This is a genomic window from Streptomyces sp. NPDC048636 (assembly GCF_040650655.1).
Classification (GTDB): domain Bacteria; phylum Actinomycetota; class Actinomycetes; order Streptomycetales; family Streptomycetaceae; genus Streptomyces.
In genome coordinates, this window is sequence record NZ_JBEZHR010000007.1 from 170,562 (window position 1) to 191,829 (window position 21,268).

The 21,268-nt window shown below is 72.0% G+C and carries 21 protein-coding genes; 8 read left to right on the forward strand and 13 right to left on the reverse strand.

What is annotated here, in order from left to right:
• Positions 1-11: 11 nt before the first annotated feature.
• Positions 12-401 (reverse strand): TOBE domain-containing protein, encoded by a 390-nt coding sequence (locus AB0C66_RS20870; protein ID WP_362440392.1) that lies wholly within the window; start codon positions 399-401, stop codon positions 12-14.
• Positions 402-690: 289 nt separating this feature from the next.
• Between AB0C66_RS20870 and asnB the strand changes: the two genes are divergently transcribed.
• The 3 genes from asnB to AB0C66_RS20885 all read left to right on the forward strand — a co-directional run bounded on the left by asnB (position 691) and on the right by AB0C66_RS20885 (position 5,036).
• A complete protein-coding gene (gene asnB, locus AB0C66_RS20875; protein ID WP_362440395.1) occupies positions 691-2,541 on the forward strand; it encodes an asparagine synthase (glutamine-hydrolyzing) in 1,851 nt (616 codons plus the stop codon).
• Positions 2,542-2,916: 375 nt separating this feature from the next.
• Entirely contained in the window at positions 2,917-4,524 is a 1,608-nt protein-coding gene (locus tag AB0C66_RS20880; protein WP_362440398.1) for a cellulose binding domain-containing protein, read from the forward strand.
• 167 nt (positions 4,525-4,691) lie between these two features.
• Positions 4,692-5,036, forward strand: a complete 345-nt coding sequence (locus AB0C66_RS20885; RefSeq protein WP_362440401.1) for a hypothetical protein — start codon at positions 4,692-4,694, stop codon at positions 5,034-5,036.
• Between the two features lie 61 nt (positions 5,037-5,097).
• Here AB0C66_RS20885 and AB0C66_RS20890 read toward each other — a convergent pair whose 3' ends face one another.
• From AB0C66_RS20890 to AB0C66_RS20910, 5 genes are all read right to left on the reverse strand, one after another.
• Entirely contained in the window at positions 5,098-5,325 is a 228-nt protein-coding gene (locus tag AB0C66_RS20890) for a hypothetical protein (RefSeq protein ID WP_362440404.1), read from the reverse strand.
• Positions 5,322-5,816 carry a hypothetical protein gene (locus tag AB0C66_RS20895; RefSeq protein ID WP_362440407.1) on the reverse strand — a complete coding sequence of 165 codons (495 nt, stop codon included), beginning with the start codon at positions 5,814-5,816 and terminating at the stop codon, positions 5,322-5,324. Before AB0C66_RS20895 ends, AB0C66_RS20890 begins: the two co-directional genes overlap by 4 nt.
• 44 nt (positions 5,817-5,860) lie before the next feature.
• Entirely contained in the window at positions 5,861-7,399 is a 1,539-nt protein-coding gene (locus AB0C66_RS20900) for a HAMP domain-containing sensor histidine kinase (protein WP_362440410.1), read from the reverse strand.
• Positions 7,396-8,145, reverse strand: a complete 750-nt coding sequence (locus AB0C66_RS20905) for a response regulator transcription factor (protein WP_362440413.1) — start codon at positions 8,143-8,145, stop codon at positions 7,396-7,398. Before AB0C66_RS20905 ends, AB0C66_RS20900 begins: the two co-directional genes overlap by 4 nt.
• A 72-nt stretch (positions 8,146-8,217) precedes the next feature.
• Complete coding sequence (locus AB0C66_RS20910) at positions 8,218-9,270, reverse strand: cation diffusion facilitator family transporter (RefSeq protein WP_362440415.1); 1,053 nt, start codon at positions 9,268-9,270, stop codon at positions 8,218-8,220.
• Between the two features lie 88 nt (positions 9,271-9,358).
• On the opposite strand from AB0C66_RS20910, the gene AB0C66_RS20915 reads away from it, so the two are divergent.
• From AB0C66_RS20915 to AB0C66_RS20930, 4 genes are all read left to right on the forward strand, one after another.
• Positions 9,359-9,718, forward strand: coding sequence for a metalloregulator ArsR/SmtB family transcription factor (locus AB0C66_RS20915; protein ID WP_362440418.1), 360 nt, complete (start codon positions 9,359-9,361; stop codon positions 9,716-9,718).
• Between the two features lie 165 nt (positions 9,719-9,883).
• Positions 9,884-10,333, forward strand: coding sequence for a hypothetical protein (locus AB0C66_RS20920; protein WP_362440421.1), 450 nt, complete (start codon positions 9,884-9,886; stop codon positions 10,331-10,333).
• Between the two features lie 69 nt (positions 10,334-10,402).
• Complete coding sequence (locus AB0C66_RS20925; RefSeq protein ID WP_362440424.1) at positions 10,403-11,071, forward strand: DUF3105 domain-containing protein; 669 nt, start codon at positions 10,403-10,405, stop codon at positions 11,069-11,071.
• Positions 11,068-11,802: a DUF305 domain-containing protein gene (locus tag AB0C66_RS20930; protein WP_362440427.1), complete on the forward strand. Its 735-nt coding sequence runs from the start codon at positions 11,068-11,070 to the stop codon at positions 11,800-11,802. Before AB0C66_RS20925 ends, AB0C66_RS20930 begins: the two co-directional genes overlap by 4 nt.
• A gap of 78 nt (positions 11,803-11,880) precedes the next feature.
• Here AB0C66_RS20930 and AB0C66_RS20935 read toward each other — a convergent pair whose 3' ends face one another.
• The 6 genes from AB0C66_RS20935 to AB0C66_RS20960 form a co-directional block, all read right to left on the reverse strand.
• Entirely contained in the window at positions 11,881-13,071 is a 1,191-nt protein-coding gene (locus tag AB0C66_RS20935; RefSeq protein WP_362441095.1) for a cytochrome P450, read from the reverse strand.
• Positions 13,072-13,172: 101 nt separating this feature from the next.
• A complete protein-coding gene (locus tag AB0C66_RS20940; protein WP_362440430.1) occupies positions 13,173-13,787 on the reverse strand; it encodes an ATP/GTP-binding protein in 615 nt (204 codons plus the stop codon).
• On the reverse strand, positions 13,768-14,127 hold the full coding sequence (locus tag AB0C66_RS20945) for a DUF742 domain-containing protein (protein WP_362440433.1): 360 nt from the start codon (positions 14,125-14,127) through the stop codon (positions 13,768-13,770). Before AB0C66_RS20945 ends, AB0C66_RS20940 begins: the two co-directional genes overlap by 20 nt.
• Complete coding sequence (locus AB0C66_RS20950; RefSeq protein WP_362440435.1) at positions 14,124-14,546, reverse strand: roadblock/LC7 domain-containing protein; 423 nt, start codon at positions 14,544-14,546, stop codon at positions 14,124-14,126. Before AB0C66_RS20950 ends, AB0C66_RS20945 begins: the two co-directional genes overlap by 4 nt.
• 14 nt (positions 14,547-14,560) lie before the next feature.
• Entirely contained in the window at positions 14,561-16,126 is a 1,566-nt protein-coding gene (locus AB0C66_RS20955) for an ATP-binding protein (RefSeq protein ID WP_362440438.1), read from the reverse strand.
• Between the two features lie 353 nt (positions 16,127-16,479).
• Positions 16,480-19,197 (reverse strand): SpoIIE family protein phosphatase, encoded by a 2,718-nt coding sequence (locus AB0C66_RS20960; protein ID WP_362440441.1) that lies wholly within the window; start codon positions 19,195-19,197, stop codon positions 16,480-16,482.
• A 270-nt stretch (positions 19,198-19,467) separates the two neighbouring features.
• Here AB0C66_RS20960 and AB0C66_RS20965 point away from each other — a divergent pair, with 270 nt between their 5' ends.
• Positions 19,468-19,896 carry a hypothetical protein gene (locus tag AB0C66_RS20965; RefSeq protein WP_362440444.1) on the forward strand — a complete coding sequence of 143 codons (429 nt, stop codon included), beginning with the start codon at positions 19,468-19,470 and terminating at the stop codon, positions 19,894-19,896.
• 27 nt (positions 19,897-19,923) lie between these two features.
• Here AB0C66_RS20965 and AB0C66_RS20970 read toward each other — a convergent pair whose 3' ends face one another.
• Positions 19,924-21,219: a SpoIIE family protein phosphatase gene (locus tag AB0C66_RS20970; protein ID WP_362441098.1), complete on the reverse strand. Its 1,296-nt coding sequence runs from the start codon at positions 21,217-21,219 to the stop codon at positions 19,924-19,926.
• Between the last annotated feature and the right edge of the window lie 49 nt (positions 21,220-21,268).

The window sequence follows — 21,268 nt, forward strand, 5'->3', positions numbered from 1 at the left end:
GGCACGCGGGTTCACGGTCTTTCCACGACCACATTGGTCGACTTGATCACGGCCACCGCGGGAACGCCCGGCTCCAGCTCCAGCTCCTCCGCCGACTCCCGGCTGATCATCGACACCACCCGGAACGGCCCCGCCTGGATCTCCACCTGCGCGGACACATCGCCCAGGATCACTTCGGTGACGATCCCCGGGAAGCGATTGCGGGCCGAGGAGCCGGGGTTCTCCCGCTCCGCGCCCCGGGCGGCCTCCCGCGCGAACGCGGCCAGCGCGGGCCCCGGCACCATCCGCCGCCCCTGCTCATCCCGCTCCGCCGCCAGCCGCCCGCTGTCGACCCAGCGCCGCAAAGTGTCGGCACTGACCCCCAGCAACGCCGCCGCCTCACCGATCCGGTACTTGTGCATCCGGCAATCATAGTGGCGCATCTGCGAGGGCGGAGTCATCTATGGGATCGCATAAGGCCGGTGAGAGGCGCATTGGGGCTGGCATGTGCGGAAGGACAACACCGGGCGGGCGCGGGCCGTTGGCCGGATTATTTTCATTGCCTTAGGCGACTGGTGGTCGATGCAATCACTTCGGCGTACGGTGGGGAAACAGGGCCTTCCGCCGCGGGACCGGCGGAAATGTCGCCCGCGAGGCAGAGCCATGCCCCGGAGTGACGGGGCGAGCCGACCGGAGGGAGCGATTCCGCGGATGTGCGGTATCACCGGATGGATCTCGTACGACAAGGACCTGACCGCCGAGCGTGAGGTGCTCGAGGCGATGAACCGGACGATGAGTTGCCGGGGGCCGGACGCGGAGGGGGTGTGGGTGGACCGCCATGCGGCGCTGGGGCACCGGCGGTTGGCGGTGATCGACATCGAGGGCGGCAAACAGCCCATGGCGGTCGAGCGCGACGGGCGCACCGTGCTGGTGACGACGTACAGCGGGGAGATCTACAACTACCGCGAGCTGCGGCGGGAATTGGCGGTGCGCGGGCACGCCTTCCGGACCAACAGCGACACCGAGGTGGCCCTGCACGCCTATCTGGAGTGGGGCGAGGACTTCGTCCGGCGGCTGAACGGGATGTACGCGTTCGCGCTGTGGGATCCGCGCGAGCAGGAATTGCTGCTGGTGCGGGACCGGATGGGGATCAAGCCGCTCTACTACTGGCCGACGGCCGACGGGGTGCTGTTCGGCTCCGAGCCCAAGGCGCTGCTGGCCCATCCGCGGGTGCGGCCGGTGGTGGACGGGGAGGGGCTGGCCGAGCTGCTCGGGTTCGTGAAGACGCCGGGGCACGCGGTGTACCGGGGGATGTACGAGGTGCGGCCCGGACATGTCGTACGGGTGCGCCGCGAGGGGCTGACCGAACGGCGCTACTGGGCGCTGGAGGCGCGGGAGCACACCGATGACCAGGAGACCACGGTGCGGCGGGTGCGGGAGCTGCTGGACGACATCGTGGACCGGCAGTTGATCGCCGACGTACCGCTGTGCACCCTGCTCTCCGGTGGACTCGACTCCTCGGCGATCACCGCGCTGGCGGCCCGGCGGCTGGCCGGGACGGGGAACGGACCGGTGCGGTCGTTCTCGGTGGACTTCGCGGGGCAGACCGAGAACTTCACGGCGGACGCGCTGCGCGCCACCCCGGACGGCCCGTACGCCCACGCGCTGGCCGAGCACGCCCGCTCCGACCACCAGGACATCGTGCTGGACACCGCCACGTTGATGGATCCGGAACATCGCGCCGCCGTGCTGACCTCGCGCGATCTGCCGTTCGGACTCGGGGAGGGCGACACCTCGCTCTATCTGCTCTTCCGGGAGATCCGGAAGCGCTCCACGGTCGCGCTCTCCGGCGAATCGGCGGACGAGGTGTTCGGCGGCTACCGGTGGTTCCACGACGAGGACGCCGTACGGGCCGACACCTTCCCCTGGCTGCACGCCTTCCGCAACACCGGTTTCACCGGGACCGACACCGGCGGGCTCGAGACGCTGATGAGCCGTGAGCTGCTCACCAAGATCGACCTCGAGGGCTACCGGGACGCCCGCTACCGCCAGGCGCTCGCCGAAGTGCCCCGGCTGGAGGGCGAGTCGGCGGCCGAGCGGCGGATGCGGGAGATCTGCCATCTGCATCTGACCCGTTTCGTCCAGATCCTGCTGGACCGCAAGGACCGGATCAGCATGGCGGTCGGCCTGGAGGTGCGGGTCCCGTTCTGCGACCACCGGCTGGTGGAGTACGTGTTCAACACCCCCTGGTCGCTGAAGACCTTCGACGGCCGGGAGAAGTCACTGCTGCGGGCAGCCACCCGGGACGTCCTCCCCGACGCCGTCGCCGACCGCGTCAAGAGCCCCTACCCCAGCACCCAGGACACCCGCTACGCCGACGCGCTGCGCGGCCAGGTCCGGGAGCTGCTCGCGGACCCGGGCGCCCCGGCCCGGCCGCTGATCGACAAGGAGGCCGCCGAACGGGCCGTGCACGGCCGGGAGCATGAGTCCCGGCAGGCCATGGAGATGGTGCTGGGCGTCGACTCCTGGCTGCGCGCCTACGGAGCCGAACTGGCCCTCTGAGCCACCGGCTCCGGCTGATCCACCGCAGGACGCGCGCCCGGCGATCCCCCGTTCGCCTCCGCGCCGCTCCCCGCCGCGGCGGCCCGGACCTCCCCGTCCCGGGCCGCCGCACAGGGGTTTCGGTCCCCAACGACCGGGGTTAACCTCGATCCGACCGCTCGAAGCAGCCCGCCAGGTGGGGCCGATCCCGCCCCACCGGGACCCCTCGATCTTCTTGTCACCCTGCTCACACCGTGAAAGGCTCATCGGCGCCCCGACAAGGGGAATCCCAAACTCCGAGGCAGTTCCGTGCTGTTCGGCTGCCCACCCCCGCGGCCTGTTGTGAGAGGGTTGCCCCCGGCGGGGGCGCCGCTGTTCATGAGTGAGGAAACGCCCATGCCCCACCACTCATCTCTCCGGGACGGCGTGAACGTGCCGTCCGGCCACGCCGCCCCTCCCCATGAGGGACCTGACGGCGAGGCCTCCCCGACCGCCCTGCTCAACACCTACTGGGACGCGGTCGCCGACTACGCGGAACTCTGCACCACCAGCCCCGAGAACGGCATGCGGCTGGCCACCGAGGCGTTCCGGCGCGGTATCCGGCAGACCCGCAATATGCGCACCCGGGGCTGGCAGCGGCTCCCCTGGCTGCCGCTGCTGCTGGCCGCCGTGCGGAAGACGGCGGCGGACTGGCACACCCACCGCCACGGCGACCGGCTCAACCCCGATCTGCGGCAGTGGCTCGATTCGGACCAGGCCGCCCGCTACGCCGTACCGCGCCGGGAGCAGCCGCTCGCGCTGCGCGGACTGCGTGATCTCCCCGAACCGGACGGCACGTTGCTGTGGTCGGTCGAGGTGGAGTCCTGGTCCGTGGAGACCGTCGCCCGTGAGCACGGCTGCGACACCCTGACCGCCGCCGAGGAGATCGACCGGGTCCGCCACGCCTACCGGGAGCGCTGCCGCCGCAACCATGTGGAGTCCCTGACCGGTGCGGAGTGCGCCAGCTACGCCAAGTTGCTGGACGCGGCGACCCGTTCGCCCGACGCCCCCTCCCCCGCCGACCTGTGGGACCACCTGTCGTGGTGCGTACCGTGCCGGGAGGCGTCCGCCTGTCTCTATCTGCACGGCGGCGGACTGCCCGGCGCGCTGGCGGGCGGTGTGCTCGGCTGGGGCGGACACCCGTATCTCGAACGGCGCCGGATGGTCGCCGCACGGGCCCCCGGCGCCCCCTCCGTCCGCTCCGCGGCGACCCCGGACGCGGTCAGGCCGCGTTTATGGCAGAGGCTGCTGGACCGGTTCGACCTGCCGTGGCTCAGACGGCTCCGCCACAGAGGCGGGCGCCACGGCGGCCGGACCGTCCGCGGACGTGACCGCCCGACCCGGACCACGGTCGTGCTGTCGGTGACCGCGGTGGTGCTGCTCGCCGGGGTGGTGGCGCTGACCAGTATGGGCACCTCCCGCACCCGGGACGAGGCGTCACCTCGGGACCCGGCCACCTCGCTGCCGGACGGGGTGCCGCCGGGCACGGCGCCGGACGACCACGACCGGTCCAGCAGCCCCGAACCGCCCAAGGACGACGAGCACGACAAGGACCACAAGCCGAAGCCCCCGCGCTCCCAGCAGCCCTCGCGGCCCGGGGAGGACCGCGACCCGGGCCATGGATCCGAGGACCCGTCCGCGTCGCCCTCCCCGCCCGTGTGCACCTCGGAGTTCGCGGTCACCGAGACCTGGCCCGGCGGTTTCGAGGCCGAGGTCACCATCACCTCCCGCAAGGCGCTGGACACCTGGCGGGTCAGCTGGACCGTGCCCGGCTCCCAGGAGATCACCAACCTGTGGGACGGGAAGTACACCCGGAGCGGCGACAAGGTGACCGTGACCCCGGAGAGCTACAACGGGCAGGTGAAGGCCGGCGGCTCGATTTCCTTCGGCTTCACCGCCGACACCGGGAACGGCGCCAAGGCACCCAAGTCCTTCGCCCTGGGCGGCAGCCCCTGCTCAACCTGAGCAGACCGCTCTGACCTGCGCATATCTCCATAGGGACCGGGCCCGCCCGGGGCGGCGGACCACCCGGATGGCCGTACCAGACCTCCGGCCGCGGACGAACCTGTGGCGGAATGCGGGGGAAGCCCTCCTTCCCCCACGGTGAGGTGAGCGATGAGCGGCGGCCCGGCATGAGCAGCGTCCTGAGCGGCATCGTGTCCCTGCCCGCCGACACCCCGGCGGGGCAGGCGGCCCGGGTGGTGGTGGAGGTCCGCAATGTGTCCCGCGCGGACATGCCCTCGTCGGTGGTGGGCGCGCAGGTGCTCACCGACGTCCCGCTGAGCCCGGGCGGCCACGTCCCGTTCAGCGTCAAGGTGCCCGGGGAGCTGGTCCCCGGGGACGCCTACGGGCTGCGCGTCCACGTCGACGTCAGCGGCACCGGGTTCCTGGAGCGCGGCGACCTGGTGAGTGCCCAGGCCAATCCGGTTCCGGCGGCGTCGGTCGCCGGGCTGATCGCCCCCGTCAGCAAGGTGTGAACGGGCGTCGGGCGGAGGGGTACGGACCGCCGGGCCCGTCCGTACCCCTCCGCCCGCGCCGTCATCCGTTCGCGTCGGCGTCGGAGTCCGCCCGGTTCACGGCCGACTCGGCGTCGTCCACCAGCTTGTTGAGCTCGGCGAGTTCGGAGGACGACGGGGCCGGGGTGGTGGCCGAGGGGGTGGCGTCCGACGGCTTCCCGGAGTCGTCCGAGCCACCGCCGCAGCCGGTGACCAGCGCGGCGCAGAGCACCGCGGCGGCGGCCGCGGCCCCTGCCGTGCGGCGGGTCACGAGGCGGATCCGTTGTGGTGCGCGGTGCACCACGTCTTGACCTTGGCCAGGTCCTTCTGGCGCTTCTCCAGCGTGGGGACGAGGGCCTTGCGGAACTTCAGCCGGTCGTTGAGGAAGGTGGCGATCTCGGTGTGGCCCGCCTGCTTCGCCTTGTCGATCCGCTTGCTGATCCGGGCGATCGAACCGCGCCGGGTCTCCGGGCCGCGCAGCCGCTTCAGGGCCCGCTCCAGCCGCTTGTCCATCTTCGGGGCGCGCTTGCACAGCGACGTGGCGCCGTCGCCGGTCACCTTGCCGCCCTTGCCCCGGCCCTTGCCCTTGCCGTGCCGGTGTTCGCCCTGGCCGTCCTTGCCCTGCGCGCCCTTGCCGTCGGCGCTCGCGGTGGCCGCCGGGCCGGAGGCAGGGGCGCCGCCGTCCGCCTGGGCGAGACCCGCCGTGCCGAGCAGGGCGGCGCTGGCCGCGAGGGCCACGGCCGCGCTCTTTCCGCGGTGCATGGTGTCGTCCTTCCTTAGGCCGTAGCTGCCTGTCGGAAGGGACGCTAGGGACGCTCTTTGTGGAATTCCTGTGGGCCGGGTCCCGGGTGCGGGCCGGATCCGGCGTACCAGTCCCGGCGCAGCAGCGGCAGGGTGACCTCCCCCGCGCCGAGGGCCGCCCCGGACCCGTCGGCGACCACCGGCAGCCGGACCCCGATCCGCGCGCCCGGCAGCCCGTCGGGCCGGTCCGCCACCGCGACCGTGCCGCGGTGCAGGGCGATCTGCTGGGCGATCAGGGTGAGGCCGAGCCCCGAACCCGGGCTGTCCGGGCGGCGGTGGAACCGCTGGAAGACCTCCTCACGGCGCTCGGGCGGTATCCCGGGCCCCCGGTCGTCCACCGTCAGCGCCGCGACCGGGCCGTCCGGGGTCCGCACCGGGTCCAACGCCACCTCGATCAGCGCGGGTCGGCCCTCGGCGGTGCCGTGCGTCAGCGCGTTGGTGAGCAGGTTGTCCACCACCGAGCGCAGCCCCTGCTCCCAGCCGTGTGTCCACAGCCCCGGCACGGTGCGCACCCGCACCTCGGCCTCCGGGTGGCGGCGGCGCAGATCGGCCGCCGACGCCTCCACCACCTCGGCGAGATCGACCGGTTCGAAGGCGTCCGCCTCCACCAGATCGCCGTGGGCCAGCGCCCGGAGCATCACCAGCAGCCGCAGCAGCCGCCCGTGCTCATGGCCGAGGTCGGCCAGTACCTCGGTGCGGTCGGCGGTGGGCAAATCGGGGTATTGGGCGAGGATGTCGAGGTTGGTGCGCATGCTCATCAGCGGGGTGCGCAGTTCGTGCGAGGCGGCGGCGGCGAACGAGCGCGCGGTCTCCAGCGCCTCCGCGGTGCGCGCCGCCTGCTGGTCGTAGCGGTCCAGAACGGTCCGCAGAGTGGCCGCCAGATCGTCCACCTCGGCGATCCCGCTGCGCCGGTGCTCCAGCCGGGCCGGGCTGGTACGCGGATCGAGCCCGCTGGTGCGGCGCTGGAGACGGCGCAGCGGCCGGACCGTACCCGACGCGGCGGCCCAGGCCAGCGCCCCGGCGAGCGGGGCGGCCAACAGCGCCACGGTCACCACGCGGCGCCGTACGAGGGAGAGTTCGGCCTCGCTGGTGGCGTCGGGGGAGAACAGCCACAGGGTGCCCCGCGCCGGGGATCCGCCCTTCCGCGGTCCGACCGTCACCGCGAGGGACAGCGCCCGCCAGCTGTCACCGTCCGCGCGCACCGTGACGGGCCGCCCGGTCACCTCGGGCAGGGCCGTGGAGTCGTCCGGCCGGGGGCCCGCGGAGACGGCTCCCTGGGGGCCGTTGAGCCGGATGCCCATGTCCAGCGCCGAGCCCAGCAGCCGCCGTTCGCGGTTCTGCTGGGCCTGGGGACGGCCGGAGGTGGTGGCGCGCAGCAGTGCCCGCGCGTCGGGGGCCACGGCATGGGCCGCCCGCCGCAGCCGGGCGTCCTGTTCGTCGTGCAGATCGGCGGCGACCAGCCGCAGCAGCACCCAGCCGGAGGCGAGGACGAGGACGGGGACGGCGGCGCCCACGGCGAGCGCGATACGGGTGGCCAGCCTCATGACGTCCACCCGCCGGGGCCGTCGGTGACGTTGGCGGAGTCGGTGGCTTCGGGGGAGTCGGGGGAGCGCAGGACGAAGCCCACGCCGCGCACGGTGTGCAGCATGCGCGGCCGTCCACCGGCCTCGAGTTTGCGCCGCAGATAGCTGACGAAGGTGTCCACGGCGTCGGTGCGCACCTCGAAGTCGTAGCCCCAGACGCGGTCCAGCAACTGGTCACGGGTGAGCACGATCCCGGTGTTGCGGGCGAGCACCTCCAGCAGTGCGAACTCGCGCCGGGTGAGCCGCAGCGGCGCCCCCGCCAGCCGCGCCTCGCGCGCCTCGGGGGCGATCTCCAGCGGGCCGACGCGCACCCGGTCGGTGGGCGCGGACGGGCGGCGGCGCAGCAGGGCGTGCAGCCGCAGCACCAACTCCTGCAACGCGAAGGGTTTGACGAGGTAGTCGTCGCCCCCGGCCTGGAGCCCGGCGACCCGGTCGGACACCTCGTCGAGGGCGGAGAGCATCAGCACCGGGATGTCGTTGCCGTCCCCGCGCAGCGCCCGGCACACCTCGATACCGCTCAGGTCCGGCATGGAGATGTCCAGGACCACCACGTCGGGGGTGTGGTCGCGCACCGCGGCGAGGGCGGCGCGGCCGCCGTCGGCGAGCGACACCGAGAAGCCGTTGAGCCGGAGTCCGCGCTCCAGGGAGCGCCGGATGGCCGCGTCGTCGTCGGTCACCAGGACCCGTCCGCCACCCATGGTCTCCATCGGGCACCACCTCCGGCCCGCGATGGTACGGGCCCGGTGCGCGCACGGGGTGGGACGGTCCGAAGCGGCGGGCTACGCGGCGGTGTGGTGGGCCAGCGGGGCGTGTGGATCGGGGGCGCCGGGCACCGGCGCCGGATCGGCGTGGATCAGGGCGGCGGTCAGCCGCGGTACGGCGTGCAGCAGGGCGTGCTCGGCCTCGACGGCGACCCGGTGGGCCTCCCGTACGCTCAGCGCCCCGTCGACCACGACCGCGACCTCCGCCCGCAGCCGGTGGCCGATCCAGCGCAGCCGCAGCTCGCCCACGCCCCGTACGCCCGGGACCGCGGTGACCGCCCGCTCGGCGGCGTCGACCAGCTCCGGGTCCACGGCGTCCATCACCCGCCGGAACACCTCGCGGGCGGCGTCCCGCAGCACCAGCAGGATGGCGGCGGTGATGGCCAGCCCCACCAGCGGGTCGGCCAGCCGCCAGCCGAGCGCCGCACCGCCCGCGCCCAGCAGGACGGCGAGCGAGGTGAAGCCGTCGGTGCGGGCGTGCAGACCGTCGGCGACCAGCGCGGCCGAGCCGATCTCCCGGCCGACGCGGATGCGGTAGCGGGCGACCCATTCGTTGCCGAGACAGCCGATGACGGCGGCCGCGGCCACGGCGGGCAGCTGGGTGATCTCCTGGGGGTGCAGCAGCCGTTCGACCGCGGTCCAGGCGGCGAACGCGGCGGAGGCCGCGATGGTGAGCACGATCGCGATCCCGGCCAGATCCTCGGCTCGGCCGTAGCCGTAGGTGAAGCGGCGGGTGGAGGCACGGCGGCCGAGCACGAAGGCGACGGCGAGCGGCAGCGCGGTCAGGGCGTCCGCCGCGTTGTGCACGGTGTCGCCCAGCAGCGCGACCGAACCGGACAGCGCCACGACCACGGCCTGGACCACGGCGGTGGTGCCGAGCACCGCGAGCGAGACCCACAGGGCGCGCATGCCCCGCGCGGAGGACTCCAGGGCGTGGTCGGTGCGGTCGGCGGAGTCATGGGAGTGGGGGCGGAGCAGATGCCCGGCCCGGTGGCGCAGCCGGGCCCACCGGCCGCCGCCGTGCTGATGGCCGTGCCCATGCTGCCCGTGGTGTCCGTGCCGGTCGTCCACGACGCTCCCCTTCCGCTCGCCGGCCGGCCCGTCGTCGGCTGGTCCGATGCGCTGGACACGGTCGCTCCCGTAGGGCCATTATGTGCGTATGAGCGCACGCATGCACCTATCAGCTGCGCATCATGCGCATCAGCGAGCACCGAGCGCCGAGCAGTTCGACCGCGCGGCGCGGGTCCTCGGGCTGCTCGCCGACCGCACCCGGCTGGCCCTGCTGCATACGCTCACCCGGGGCGAGGCCGATGTCTCCGCCCTGACCGCCGCCTGCGGCGCCGCCCGTCCGGCCGTCAGCCAGCATCTCGCCAAGCTGCGACTGGCCGGTCTTGTCAGCTCCCGCAAGGACGGCCGCCGGATGGTCTACGCGCTCCAGGACGGACATCTCGCCCGGCTGGTCGCCGAGGCCCTCAGCCACGCCGATCACGAGCTCTCCGGCCTTCCCCGGCACGACTGACCCGGACCCGGCCCCGTCGGGACCCGCCCGCCCCGTCGGGACCCGCCCGGACGCGTCCGGACACGTCCGGACCGAGAGCGGAACCAAAGGTTCCGGTGTGATCCGGCCGGATCCGGCTGTGTGCCCATTCAGTCGCGACAGTCCCACTGGTTACGATCTGGCGCGATGGGAAGCCCGCGGGACGCAGACGGCGGCATAGCGAGGGGCGTGGTGCGCGGCACCGCGCTCGTCGGGCTGTGGCGCGCCGCCCTGCTGCTGGCCGCGGTGTTCTGGGTGATGCCGTCGTGCGTCCACCCCGCCGCGCACCACACCGCACCGTCCGCGGGGTGCACCCACCACGCCACGACGCCCGCACCCGATCCGCTCGCCCCCGGCGCCCAGCCGGTCCGCGCGGAACAGGACCACCCCTCCGATCCGGACCCGGGGGACGGCGACAACTGTGTCGCGGGCCCCCGCGGCACGGGCCAGGCACTGGTGCCCACGCCCTTCGCACCGCCCCTGCGCACCGAGGTGCCGCCCACCGGCGAACCGCGGACGATGGTGTCCATCCGGGCACCGCCCGGCCGCTCCGTCCACGCCCTCGGCCTCCACCAGCTCCAGGTCCTGCGGACCTAGACCGGCGGCCGAACCAGACGCGATCACTTCCCCCATCCAGTGCGCGAAGAGCGAGGACTGACAACAGCCATGGCTTCCAAGGGCTCGAAGACGAAGGGCGCGGCCGCCGATCGCCGCGCGAAGATAGAGGAGCTGCGCCGCGCGGAGAAGGCCCGCGAGCGCCGCTACCGGATCCTGACCATCACCTCCTGCACGGTGATCGTCGCCGGTCTGGCCGTCGGCGGCTACTTCCTGGTGGGCGCCGGGGACAAGAAGGAGGAGAAGCAGTCCAAGGTCACCTCCCAGACCGTGCGCAGCGGTACGTTCAAGGGCATGACCACGTGGAAGGGACTGACCCAGACCCACGTCCGGGGCAAGGTCAAGTACGCCATGTCGCCGCCGGTCGGCGGGAACCACAACCAGGTCTGGCAGAACTGCTCCGGCGATGTCTACGACAAGCCGCTGGAGAACGAGTACGCGGTGCACTCCCTGGAGCACGGCGCGGTGTGGGTGACCTACACCGACAAGGTGCCGGCGAAGGACCTGGCGACGCTCAAGGCGCGGGTGGAGAAGACCCCGTACTCGCTGATGAGCCCCTACCCGGAGCAGAAGTCCCCGATCGTGCTGAACGCCTGGGGCAGTCAGCTGAAGATCGACAAGGCGTCGGACCCGCGGGTGGCCGCCTTCTTCAAGAAGTTCGTGCAGGGCGACCAGACTCCTGAGCCGGGCGCCGCCTGCACCGGAGGGAAGCCTTCATGACCGGTGTCCGGGCCGGGTTCGGCCGTGCGTCGCGCCAGCCCCTGGTGGCGGGTGTCGCCGCCGCGCTCGCCGTGCTCACCCTGGTCGCGGCGGGGCTGCTGTGGCTCATGACGGACCGCTCGGAGGGCAGCACCGGCACCGGCACCCCGTCGGACACCTCGGCGGAGGCGGGGTTCGCCCGGGATATGGCCGTCCACCACCAGCAGGCGGTGGAGATGTCGTTCATCGTGCGCGACCGCACCGACGACGAGGAGGTGCGGCGGCTCGCGTACGACATCATCAACACCCAGGCCAACCAGCGCGGGATGATGCTCGGCTGGCTGGATCTGTGGGGGCTCGACGTGACCTCCGACGACCCCCCGATGACCTGGCTGGAGCGCGGCTCGAAGGACCATGGCTCGATGGACCACGAGGGGATGGAGGGCATGGGCGACGGCTCGCGCTACACCCCGCACGACGGGTCGCTGATGCCGGGCATGGCCACCAACGCCGAACTGGACAAGCTGCGTTCTGCCAAGGGCAAGAAGGCCGAGGTGCTCTATCTCCAGCTCATGACCGCCCACCACAAGGGCGGGGTGATGATGGCCCGGGGCGCGGTGAAGCTGGCCGACGACCCCACCGTGACCCGGCTGGCCAGGACGATGGTCCAGGGGCAGCAGTCGGAGATCGCGCTGATGGCCGATCTGCTCAAGGCGCGCGGCGCCCGCGCTCCGTCCGGGAGCGGAACCTGACGGGGCCACCACCCGTGACACCGGCGCCCCGGCCCTCGCGGCCGGGGCGTCCGCGCTCCGGTGGCCACCGGGAGGGATTCAGCCCAGCGGCGCCGGGGTGAAGGTGACCGGGATGGAGGCCACTCCGCGCATCAGGGTGGAGGAGCGCCACTGGATCTCCTCGACCGGCACGGTCAGCGTCACATCAGGAAGCCGGTCGATCAGCACCTCGATCGCCGTCATGGCCATGACCTCGGCCAGTTCGCGCGCGGGCTCCGGACAACCGTGCTCACCGTGGCTGAACGCCATATGGGCCTGGTTGCCCGAGGCGCCGGCGCGGAAGTCCGGGCGGACATGGGGATCGGCGTTGGCGGCGGCGAGCCCGAGGACCAGACAGTCGCCCTTCCTGATGTGCTGTCCGCCGAGCGTGGTGTCCTCGGCGGCCCAGCGGCCGATGAAGTTGGGGACCGGGGTGTCCTCCCACAGCACCTCGTTGAGGGCCTGGCCGACGCTGCGGCGGCCGCCCGCCATGGTGACCGCGAAGCGTTCGTCGGTGAGCATCAGCCGCAGCGCGTTGCCGATCCAGTCCGCGGTGGGCTGGTGGCTGGCGTAGACCATGCCGATCAGATCGTTGACGATCTCCTCGTCGCTCAGCCCCGCGGGGTGCGCGGCCAGCCGCTCGGTGATGCCGGGCGTCGGGTAGACCCGGACCTTGGCCACCAGCGCCGCCATCCGGTCGTACATCCGCTGGTACGCGACGGGCTGATTGCCACTCTCGATGGTGAGGTCGAGCATGTCGCGCTGGAGGGCGGCCGATTCGGAGGCGTCAAGACCGTACATCCGGGTCACCACCCGCAACGGGAGCTGGTCGGCGTACTCGGCGATCAGATCGGCGCGTCCGCCGCCCGCGAAGGTGTCGATCAGTGCGTCCGCGACCCGTTCACAGTCCGCCCGCAGCTCGAACTGGTCCACCGAGGACAGTGCGTCGAACATCGCGTCGGAGCGGCGCTGGTGCTCGGCGCCCTCGGTGAAGAGCATCGTCGGGCGGTAACCGACGAAGGTGATCATCGGCCAGTCGGCCGGGATACGGTCCCAGGCGTGCCAGCGGCGCGAATCCCGGGCGAAGATCTTGGGGTCCGAGGTGACCCGGTGCAGCTCCCGGTAGCCGAGCACCAGCCAGGCGGGCACATCGCCGTCGAGCAGGACGGGCGCGACGGGCCCGTGGTCCCGGCGGAGCTGCTGGTAGAGCTCCTCCGGACGGTCCTGGAAGCGCTCGGTGGGCGTACGCACCGCGTCGGGGTGGAACGGACACCCCGACGCGGGAGTCGCGGGCGCGGCCGCCTCGCCGGGCGGACTGCCCGCCGCGGCCGGGAAGGCGGGTTCGGGGGTGGTCACACGGTGCTCCCCACAGCGGAGGTGGCGGACAGGGAGTAGAGGTAGCGGGCCAGCGTGACCAGTACGGTCTTACTGGAGTCGCGCTTACGGGCATCGCAGTCGATCACCGGGACCTCGGGCGGCAGATCGAGCGCCTCCCGCACCTCCTCCAACGAGTGCTGCGGTTCGGTGAAGTTGTTGCGCGCCACGATGAACGGGGTGCCGTGGTGCTCCAGGCGGTCCAGCGCGTACCAGGAGTCGGCCAGCCGGTTGGTGTCCACCAGCACGACCGCGCCGAGGGTTCCGGAGAACAGCCGGTCCCACAGGAACCAGAACCGCTCCTGGCCGGGGGCGCCGAACAGATAGAGCACCATCCGCTCGTCGAGGCTGATCCGGCCGAAGTCGAAGGCGACCGTGGTGGTGGTCTTGTGCTGGACGAAGGAGGCGTCGTCGATCCCGATCCCCGCCTGCGTCATGGTCTCCTCGGTGCTCAGCGGACGGATCTCGCTGACCGACTGGACCATCGTCGTCTTGCCGACGCCGAACCCGCCGACGATCACGATCTTGAGGCCGTCGCTCGCGCTCTCCCGCAGCGGGGCGCGTTCGGCGCTGTCAGAGGTTCTGGAGTGCAACGAGCACCTTCTTCAGGGTTTCGGGCTCCGGCAGCCGTCCGCCGGGACGGGCGGCGTGCGGATGGCGCGCGGTGATCCGGCCGGTGTCGAGCAGATCGCACAGCAGGATCTTCACGACGCTGACGGGCAGGTCCAGGTACGAGGAGATCTCCACGACCGACAGCGGGCCGCGGCACATCCGCAGGATCTTGATGTGCTCGGACTGCATGCCCGGTACCGGATCGCATTCGCTCACGATCAGCGTGACCATGTCGAAGACGCTCTCGTCGGCGCGGCTGCGTCCCCCGGTGACGGTGTACAGCCGGTCCGGGTCCTCGTTGTCGAGTGCCCCTCGGATCATGCGCCGGCCCCGGCGCCGCCGGCGGCCACGCGCGGCGCGGCGCGCAGATACTCGCCGATCTGCTCGACCAGCTCGTTCATATTGTGGCCGATGACGCCGACATCGGCGTCGTCATGGGCCACGACGGCCAGATGGGCGCCCTCACCGGCCTCGACGATGAACAGGATTCCGCCGTGGAACTCCGTCATCGACTGCCGGACGCCGCCGCTGCCGTCACCGAACTCGATGGACGCGCCGTGGGCGAGGCTCTGGATGCCCGACGCGATGGCCGACAGCTGGTCTGCCTGGTCCACCGACAGCCCTGAGGTGAGGCACAGCTTGAGGCCGTCCCGGGACAGCACCAGCGCGTGACGTGAACCCGGAGTCTTCTCCAGGAGGTTCTCCAGCAGCCAGTCCAAGCTGCGGTCAGTGGTGTTCATCGGCGTTCCTTCTGTCACGGCTGGTCGTTCTCAGCAGGCTCGGCGGACTCGGCGGACTCGGAGTGCTCTGCGGACGCCGTCGACTCGGCGTTACTCGCGGCACCGGCGGAGCCTTTGCGGGTTGCCTGGCGGAAGGCGCCGAAACGCGCCCCGGCCTCCTCGGGGCGCGGACGGCTGGTCTTCGTACCCGCTTCCGGCGAAGGCGTGGGCGTGGACCGGGAGGCGGCGGCCAGCGTCTCGCCGCGGCGCCGCTTGGGCAGTCCGTTGACCGAACGCGGCGGCTGGGCGGCGGCGGACGGGGCACCCGGGCCCGGACCCGGATCGGCGGCCGCCTCCGGGGCCGGGGCCGCCTCCGGCGCCTCGGCCGGGGCGCTTTCGGCGCGTTCGGCCACCCGCGCGGACGCGGTGGCGGCCGCCTGCCGGGACTCGACGGCGCGGGCGCGGGCGGGCGGTTCGAGTACGGCGTCCTGGTTGACGTGGGTGATCAGCTGCTGCGGGATCAGGACCACGACGCCGGTGCCGCCACGCGCGGACGGCCGGAAGGAGACGGTGAGATCGTGCTTACGGGCCAGACAGCCGACGACCGCCAGCCCGAGCCGGGTGCCGGACAGGGTGGTCAGGTCCAGGGTCTCGGAGGACACCGCCTTCTGGGCCCGGGCGAGCGCGGCGGGGCCCATGACCAGACCGCCGTCCTCGACGGTGACCACCACACCGGTGTGGGTCTCCTCGACGTAGACATGCACCTCCTCGGTGGGAGGCGAGAAGCTGGCGGCGTTGTCCATCAGTTCGGCGAGCGCGTGCATGACGCCCTCGGCGGCGTACCCGGCGACCGCGGCGTTGCTCGCCGAGTGGACCCGTACCCGCTGGAAGGCGCTGATCCGGCCGACCGCGCCGCGCAGCACGGACTCCATCACGATGGGCTTGGTCCAGCGGCGGCCGGAGCGGGCGCCGGTCAGTACGGCGATGGAGTCCGCGATCCGGCCCGCCTGGGCGGTGGTGTGATCCAGCCTCAGCAGATCGCCGAGGACGTTCTCGTCGTGCCGGTTCTCCATCTCGCGCAGGTCGGCGAGCATCGTGGTGGCGAGCGCCTGGACCCGGCCCGCGGCGTTGGCGCAGGCGGCCATCGCGGAGGCGCGCATCCGTTCACCGGTGCCGATCTCCTGTACCAGCACCCGCAGCAGCCGCTGGTGGGCGGCGCTGACCGGACGGGTCACCTGGGTCAGCACGGTGTCCGCGGAACCCCCGCCCCGCAGCCGCTTCACCGCTGCGGGAATCGTTTCGTCAGCGAGCCTGGCGGCCTCCAGCTCCTTCGCCCCGGCCTCCCGCTCCAGCGTGGTGATCCGCTCCTGGAGGCGGCTGATGGACCGCGACCGGAGGGCCGCGACCGCGAGGGCCACCGCCAGCAGAACGGCGGCCATCCCGCAGAAGACGGCGACCGCGGTGCGGTCCGCGGCGGGCACCTCGGCCGTCACCCACAGCCCCGCGCCTCCGGCGACGACGGCTGCCAGCAGGGGGACGACCAGAGCCTGCCGCGTCAGCGAGGGCCCCTTATAGGGATGGCTGGATATGTGTGCTGACATCTATCAGGTCCTCATGGGCGCGTTCGTGGTGGTGAGACTGGACCACGCGGACATCAAGCCGTGGGCGGCACATGCTAGTACTGCTCACGCGGTTTTGACCGGTACCGCTCAGTACGCGGACCATGACATCGCCTCCGCGTCCGGGGACCCGCGCACACCGTTCACCAGGACAAAGGTGAACAGTTCTGAGGTGATGTCACGTATCGGTCCGATGAAAGGCCGGAAATCGGCCTCGTTATCGGAGAGTGCGGGTCCAGTAGCGCGGGAACTCTCACATGACCTCCACGGAACAGTGTCAACGTGAACGTCGCCGTAACCGTGCGCGTCGGCCCCGCGGTCGGGCCCTCGCACCGCTAGGGCAGCGTCAGTTCGGCCCAGATGACCTTGCCGGAGGAGGTGTAGCGGGTGCCCCAGCGCTCGGCGAACTGCGCCACCAGGAACAGTCCGCGGCCGCCCTCGTCGGTGGTGGCCGCGTAGCGCAGATGCGGTGAGGTGCTGCTGGTATCGGACACCTCGCAGATCAGTTGCCGGTCGCGGAGCACCTGCACCCGGATCGGTCCGGTGGCATGGCGGATGGCGTTGGTGATCAGCTCGCTCAGCACCAGCTCGGCGGTGAACGCGATCTCGTCCAGGCCCCATTCGCCGAGCTGCCGCATCACCCCGGCGCGCACCTCGGCCACCACCGCCGGATCGGAGGCCACCTCCCAGGACACCACCCGCTCCGCGCCCAGCACCCGGGTGCGGGCCACGATCAGCGCGATGTCATCGCTGGGGGTGGTGGGCAGCATCTCGTCCAGCACATGGGTACAGATCTCCTCGGGCGTCCGGCCGGGGTGCGAGAGGGCGTCGCGCAGCAGCTCCAGACCGGTGTCGATCTCACGGCGGCGGTCCTCGATCAGCCCGTCGGTGTAGAGCACCAGATGGCTGTGTTCGGCCAGTTCCAGTTCGGCGGTCTCGAACGGCAGCCCGCCCAGGCCCAGCGGCGGACCCGCGGGCAGATCGGGGAACTCCACCGAACCGTCCGGACTCACCACCGCGGGCGGCGGATGCCCCGCCCGCGCCATCGTGCAGCGCCGGGTCACCGGGTCGTAGATCGCGTAGAGACAGGTGGCACCGATGATCGACTCGCTCGCGGCCTCCAGCCCCTCGCCCCCGTCGGCGGAGCCCGGGCTCTCGTCCTGGTCGATCCGGGCGATCAGATCGTCCAGATGCGACAGGATCTCGTCCGGCGGCAGATCCAGCGTAGAGAAGTTATGGACCGCCGTACGCAACCGGCCCATCGTCGCCGCCGCGTGCAGACCATGCCCCACCACATCACCCACCACCAGAGCAACCCGCGCCCCCGGCAACGGAATCACATCGAACCAGTCACCCCCCACCCCCGACTCCGCCGGCAGATAGCGGAAGGCGACGTCCAGGGCGTTCTGGGCGGGCAGGGCGCGCGGCAGCAGGCTGTGCTGGAGGGTCACCGCCATGGTGTGCTCACGGGTGTAGCGCCGGGCGTTGTCGATGCAGACCGCCGCGTGGGAGGCCAACTCCTCGGCGAGGGAGACCTCTTCGTCCTCGAAGGGCTCCCGCTCCTTCATCCGCCAGAAGTTGACCATCCCCAGCAGTACGCCCCGGGCCCGCAGCGGCACGGTGACCAGCGACCGCACTCCGTACTCGATGACCTTGGCGGTCTGTTCGGGGTCCTGGGCCTGCCAGCCGGTGGCCTCGGCGAGATCGGTCTCCACCACCGGCCGTCCGCTGCCGTAGCCCCACGCCTGGGGGGTGGAGGCGACAAACGCGAAATGCTTGCCGACCGGGTAGAAGGGGTGGTCATGGCGGATGCCGTAGACCGCCGCCCGCACCATCTCCACCCCGCTCACCGGCAGCGGCTCCTCGCCCCGCCCCACCGGCTCCGCCAGGTCGACGGTGACGTAGTCGGCGAACCGCTCCACCGCGATCTGCGCCAGCTCCTCGGCGGTCCGGCCCACATCGAGGGTGGTGCCGATCTCCACACTGGCGTCGAACAGCAGCTTCAGCCGCTTCTGCGCCACATCGGCGCGGCCGGAGAGGGCGCGCAGCTCGGTGGAGTCACGCAGGGTCGCGACGCTGCCGGACGGCCCGCCGACGCGGTCGGTGAGCCGGTTGTTCACGGCCAGCAGCCGCTCACCGGCCACCACCACCTCATCGGTGACCACCCGCCGGGAGACCAGCAGATCGGCCATATGGGGCTCGAGACCGAGCTCCTCGACCGGGCGCCCCTCGGGCCGGGGCGGCAGTTCCAGCAGCCGGGACGCCTCGTCGTTGGCGAGCACCAGCCTGCCGTCGGCGCCGACGATCAGCACCCCCTCGCGGACCGAGTGCAGCACCGCGTCATGGTGCTCGTACATCTGGGTCATCTCGACCGGGTCCAGCCCGCGGGTCTGGCGTTTGAGACGTCTGGTGACCAGACCCGTACCGCCGGTGGCGAGCGCGAGCGAGGCGATGACGGCGCCGATGAGCAGCGGGAGCTGGCGGTCGGCGACCCCGCTCACCTTCTTGACCATGATCCCGGCGCTCACCAGGCCGATGACATGGTGATGGTTGTCGAAGACCGGGACCACCGCCTGGCTCACCTCGCCGAGGGAGCCGTGCACGGTCTCGATCACCTGACCCCCGGCCAGCGCGGGTTTGATGGTCCCGATGAAGGGTTTGCCGATGCGGTCGGGCTTGGGGTGGGTGAGCCGGATCCCCCTGTTGTCGGTGACCACGACGAAGTCGAGATCGGACTTCTTGCGGACGTCCTCGGCCTTCGGCTGGAGCAGCGGGGTCGGATCGGGGCTCTGCAACGCCCGGATGATCCCGGGTGCGGCGGCGAAGGACTCGGCCACCGCGAGCGAACGCCCCTGCGCCTCCTCGGTGGCGTCATGGCGCACCTGGAGCACCAGCGCGATGGTGGCCGCGGCACCGAGCAGCAGCACGATCACCAGTTGCAGAACGAAGACCTGTCCGGCCACGCTGCGGACGCTCAGCCGCGACCCCGAGCGCCGCCCCGCCACCTCCGGGCGCTCACGCCGCTGACTCCGTGGGCGCCGACCGGGGATCATACGGGCAGCCCACGATCGACCCTTAAACCGGGCCATATACCTACATCTACACCGGAGCTTCCCCGAAGGCGAGTTCCGGCGCCCTGACCCCGCCCGGGTACCGGCGACGTTCCGTGATCCGCCGGACACCGTCCATCACCCGCGCCGACACTCGCCACGCGGGGTGCCGAGCCGGGTGGTCTGTGTAAACCTGAAGACGGGACATTTCACCCGAATTGCCCCTCATCGGGACCATGTGGTCTTCGATTGCGCCTGATGAAGGAGCCCGAAATGGCCAGTCACGCCGGTGGAGTTCAGACAGGAGCCGCCACCCCGCGCGCCCATCATGAGGTGAGCGGATGGCTCGTCTTCGCCGCGGTCATGATGATCTTCGGCGGCCTGATGACCCTGTTCCAGGGCATCTCGGCCATATCCAATGACCGAGTTTTCGTCGCCACCCAGAACTACATCTTCCAGTTCGACCTGAGCGGCTGGGGCTGGGTCCATATGATCCTCGGCATCGTCCTCATCGTGGCCGGCCTGGCCGTGTTCACCGGGGCGATGTGGGCGCGGGTCACCGGTGTGGTGCTCGCCGGACTCAGTCTGATCGCCAACTTCCTGTGGCTGCCGTACTACCCGGTGTGGGCCGTGGTCCTGCTGATCGTGGACGGCTTCGTCATCTGGGCGCTGTGCACGGGATCGAGCCGCGGCACCGCCTGAGCCCCCGGCCCCGGCCGAAGGGCACCGCTACAACCCGATGACGACCAGCGCGGTGTCATCGGCGGCCGGGCCGCCGGTGACACCGAGCTCCGCCAGCAGGGCGTCGGCCAGCTCCTCGGGCCCCAGTCCGCTGTGCCGGGAGAGGCTGCCGGTGAGCCGGTCGAGTCCGGTGTCGATGTCCTCGTCCCGGCGCTCCACCAGCCCGTCGGTGTAGAGGACCAGGGTGGACCCCGGCTCGTAGTGGACCTCGGCCTGCGGCCGGGGCACATTCTCGAACCGGGCGCCCAGCGGTGGATCGGTGGCCCGGTCCAGCAGCTCCGCCCGGCCGTCGGTGCGGAGCAGCGCGGGCGGCGGATGGCCCGCGCAGCTGTACACCACGGTGTGCGCCCCCGCGTCGATCACCACCTGTACGGCGGTCGCGGCGAGCGCCCCCTCGACGAAGCGCGCGTACAGCCCGAGCACCTCAAGGGCGCGCGCGGGCCCGTCCACCACCCGGGTCGCGGCGGACAGCGCACTGCGCAGCTGCCCCATCACACAGGCCGCCTCGAGCCCTTGTCCCACCACGTCCCCCACCGCGACCGCGATCCGGTCCCCGGACAGTTCGGTCAGCTCGTACCAGTCGCCGCACACATTGAGCGAGCCCACGGCGGGGCGGTAGCGCACGGCCGCGTATGGATACTCCTCCGGTGAGCTCCTGGGCAGCATCGCCCGCTGGAGCGCGAGGGCGGTCTCCCGCTCCCGGGCGTGGGCCTCCCGCAGCCGCTCGTTCAGCTCCTGGAGCTCACGGGCGCGGATGTAGAGGTCGGCACCCATGTTCTCGGCCCGCGGGCTCATCGGCGACCGCTCCCCGGCCCCCCGCTCGCGCCCGCGGACGAACTCCGTCACATCCTCGACCCGGTGGATGATCAGCTCCACCCGGCCCTCCTCGTCCAGCACGGGGGTGTTGATGGGGCTCCAGTACCGCTCCTCGAACCGGCCGCCCTCGCCCACCACCGGGATGTCGTACTTCAGCATCCCCATGGTGTCCCGCTCCCCGGTGCGCAGCACCCGGCACAGCGAGGACTCCAGACTGCGGGTGGCGTTGTGCTCGGGGTCGTCGGGGTTGTCGGGGAAGGCGTCGAAGACGTACATCCCGACCAGTTCCTCGCGGGTGCGCTGGGTGTCCCGCAGATACGCGTCGTTCACCGCGACGATGACCAGGTCACGTCCCAGGATCAGCACCGGGGTCGGGATGGCCTCGAAGAGGGCCTCGTAGTCGATCTGCGGTCCCGTGGCGCGCTCCCTGTGTCTGCACCCGCCGGGCCCCCCTCCGTACCAATGTATGCCGCTTCCGCCGCCCCCTCCCCTCGGCGGGCCCTCCGGCCCGGGTGCG